Origin of the sequence: Demequina sp. (assembly GCF_024642165.1) — a bacterium.
Lineage (GTDB): Bacteria > Actinomycetota > Actinomycetes > Actinomycetales > Demequinaceae > Demequina.
The window spans coordinates 1-3006 of sequence record NZ_JAHEBP010000166.1 but is presented as its reverse complement, the minus strand read 5'-3'; the positions used below and the strand labels follow the sequence as shown (position 1 = coordinate 3006).

General features: G+C 71.7%; 4 protein-coding genes and 1 tRNA gene. 3 read left to right on the top strand and 2 right to left on the bottom strand.

The annotated features are described in order from the left end of the window. Positions 1–98, bottom strand: a 98-nt coding sequence (locus Q0L54_RS10965; protein ID WP_296668057.1) for an MscL family protein, incomplete at its 3' end; no start/stop codon positions are given. A gap of 95 nt (positions 99–193) precedes the next feature. Continuing rightward, a complete protein-coding gene (locus tag Q0L54_RS10960) occupies positions 194–790 on the bottom strand; it encodes a TetR/AcrR family transcriptional regulator (RefSeq protein ID WP_296668055.1) in 597 nt (198 codons plus the stop codon). A gap of 95 nt (positions 791–885) precedes the next feature. On the opposite strand from Q0L54_RS10960, the gene Q0L54_RS10955 reads away from it, so the two are divergent. From Q0L54_RS10955 to Q0L54_RS10945, 3 genes are all read left to right on the top strand, one after another. Next, positions 886–957: transfer RNA gene (locus tag Q0L54_RS10955), tRNA-Gln, on the top strand. Positions 958–1170: 213 nt separating this feature from the next. Further along, on the top strand, positions 1171–2709 hold the full coding sequence (gene glmU, locus Q0L54_RS10950) for a bifunctional UDP-N-acetylglucosamine diphosphorylase/glucosamine-1-phosphate N-acetyltransferase GlmU (protein WP_296668053.1): 1539 nt from the start codon (positions 1171–1173) through the stop codon (positions 2707–2709). Beyond that, the coding region (locus Q0L54_RS10945; RefSeq protein WP_296668051.1) for a ribose-phosphate pyrophosphokinase-like domain-containing protein at positions 2706–3006 on the top strand (301 nt) is incomplete at its 3' end. The genes glmU and Q0L54_RS10945, both read left to right, overlap by 4 nt.

Below are 3006 nucleotides of genomic sequence, written 5' to 3'. Positions count from 1 at the left end.
GACGTGACGACGGCGCCGAACGCCGCGCCGATGACGACGGCGACGGCCAGATCGACCACGTTGCCGCGCATGATGAAGTCCTTGAAGCCCTTGATCATGGTGGATCCCCCTGAAGACTACGAGGGCGCCCGTGCGGCACCCAGGGGCAATCTACAACTGCGCCCGCGCATCGTGCGAGGGAAGATGCGCGGCGTCAGGCGGAGGGCAGGTCCGGGCGTCGTTCGAGCGAGGACAGTCCGTTCCAGGCGAGGTTCACCAGGTGCGCCGCGACCACCTGCTTGGACGGTTCGCGCACCTCGGCCCAGTGCTGACCCGCCAGTGCGACCATGCCCACCAGCATCTGCGAGTACACGGGCGCCACGGTGGGGTCCAGGCCGCGCTTGCTGAACTGGTCGCCCAGCAGCCCCTCGACCTGCGCTGCGACGTCTCCGAGCAGCGAGGAGAACGTGCCGGAGGCCTGCGCCACCGGGGAGTCGCGCGCGAGGATCCGGAAGCCGTCCGGCGAGTCCTCGATGTAGCCCAGCAGCGCCAATGCGGCCCGCTCCACGAGCTGGCGCGGGTGGGCGCGCTGCGCAAGTGCGCCGGTGAGGGCGCCCAGCAGGGCCTCGACCTCACGGTCGACGATCACCGCGTACATGCCCTCCTTGCCGCCGAAGTGCTCGTACACCACCGGCTTGGAGACGTCCGCGCGGGACGCGATCTCCTCGACCGACGTCCCCTCGAAGCCCTTCTCCGCGAACAGCGCGCGGCCCACCGTCAGCAGCTGCTCCCGGCGCTCGCGGGCGGTCATGCGGGACCGCGGGGGGCGGCGGGGCTCGATGGTCACGGAGTCAAGTGTGCCGCGAATCCTGGCAGACTGGTCGCCCGGGGGCGGCGAGCCCCCGTTCCGCCCTGGTGTAACGGCAGCATGCAGGCCTTTGGAGCCTTGCGGTACAGGTTCGAATCCTGTGGGCGGAGCCTCGGCGCGGTCTCCGGCGCCAGTTCGGTGCATGAGGGCACGATTCGACCCCGAATCGCGCACTGACGTACCGAATTGCGGCTGCGGCGACCGTCCCGACGGCGACGGCACGATGCGGCGCGCGGGCTAGACTGAGGCGTCCGTGACTGCCGCCCCAGCCGGGGTCCGCTACGTGAGGAGTGCAGGTGCCCCCTACTCCACCCGCAGCCGTGATGATCTTGGCCGCCGGAGCGGGGACCCGTATGCGGTCCGCGACCCCCAAGGTGTTGCACCGGATCGCCGGGCGGACGCTGGTGGCTCACGCCCTCGCCGCCGCCGCCGAGCTCGACCCGGGCCGCACCGTGGTGGTGGTCAGGCACGAGCGTGACGCGGTGGTGGGCCACATCCATGAGGCCGCGCCGCACGCGCTGATCGCGGACCAGGACGACGTCCCGGGCACCGGCAGCGCCGTCCGATGTGGGCTGTCGATCCTCGATGCGACCGCCGTGGCCGCCGCCGTCGCCGGCGGCAGCGTGGGCGACCGCGCCGTGCTCGACGCGCAGGTGCATGGCGCGGTGGTGGTGACCAGCGGCGACGTGCCCCTGGTCGACGGCGCGCTGCTCGCCGCGCTGGTCGAGGCGCACGAGGCGGACGGCAACGCCGTCACGGTCCTCACCGCCGAGGTGGCCGACGCGACCGGATACGGTCGCATCGTCCGCGACACCGAGGGCGTGGTGCTCCGCATCGTCGAGCACAAGGACGCGAACCAGGACGAGCACGAGATCGCCGAGATCAACGCCGGCATCTACGTGTTCGACGCCACGCAGCTGCGAGACGCGCTGGCGCGGCTCACGACCGACAACTCGCAGGGCGAGCTCTACCTCACCGACGTCCTGGCGCTCGCGCGCGACGCCGGCGGCCGGGTGGGCGCGCTCGTGGCGCCCGACGCGGCGGCGGTCGAGGGCGTCAACGACCGCGTCCAGCTGGCCTCCGCCGGGGCGGCCCTCAACCGCCGCATCGTCGAGGCGTGGATGCGTGCCGGCGTGACCGTGGTCGATCCGTCGACCACCTGGATCGACGCGGACGTCACGCTCGAGCCGGACGTGACCCTCCTGCCGGGAACGCAGCTCTACGGCTCGACGGTGGTGCGGGCGCACGCCACGGTGGGCCCGGACTCGACGCTCACCGATGTCGAGGTGGGCGAGGCCGCCACCGTCACCCGCGTGCACGGCTCGGGTTCTCGGATCGGCGCCGGCGCTACCGTGGGGCCGTTCACGTTCCTGCGCCCCGGCACCGTGCTGGGAGTCGAGGGAAAGATCGGCGCCTTCGTCGAGACCAAGAACGCGGTGATCGGCGACCACTCCAAGGTGCCGCACCTCAGCTATGTGGGCGACGCCACGGTGGGCCACCACTCCAACGTGGGCGCCGGCACCATCTTCGTCAACTACGACGGCGTCTCGAAGAACCGCTCGACCGTGGGATCGCACGTGCGCATCGGCTCGGACAACACGCTCATCGCGCCGGTGGAGATCGGCGACGGTGCGTACACCGGTGCCGGCGCGATCATCCGCCACGACGTGCCCGCCGGGGCGCTCGCGCTGAACTCGGTGCCGCAGCAGGTGGTCGAGGGATGGGTCGAGCGTCGCAGGCCGGGTACCCCGTCCGCGGCCGCGGCACGGGCAGCACAGGACGTGACCGTCGACGGCGCACTATCGTCGGGGGCGCAGGAGGAGCGTGCGGCAGCGGCCGCCGAGCACAAGGGAGAAGCATGAACGCCGTGATCTCGAATCCGAGCGAGCGTCGGCTGGTGCTGGCGGGGGGTCGCGCGCATCCGGATCTCGCGGACGCGGTCGCGGAGAGCCTGGGGATCGACCTGCTGCCCACCACGGCGTACACCTTCGCCAACGGCGAGCTCTACGTCCGGTTCGGGGAGTCGGTGCGCGGCGCGGACGCCTTCGTGCTGCAGTCCCATGCGGCGCCCATCAACGAGGCGATCATGGAGCACCTGCTCATGGTCGACGCGATGAAGCGCGCGTCCGCGAAGCGGATCACCGTCATCATCCCCAGCT

What these genes read in the sequence shown, in the direction of transcription:
- Q0L54_RS10960 (WP_296668055.1), bottom strand. Translation starts at nt 790, where the DNA reads ATGACCGCCCGCGAGCGCCGGGAGCAGCTGCTGACGGTGGGCCGCGCG.
- glmU (WP_296668053.1), top strand. Translation starts at nt 1,171, where the DNA reads ATGATCTTGGCCGCCGGAGCGGGGACCCGTATGCGGTCCGCGACCCCC.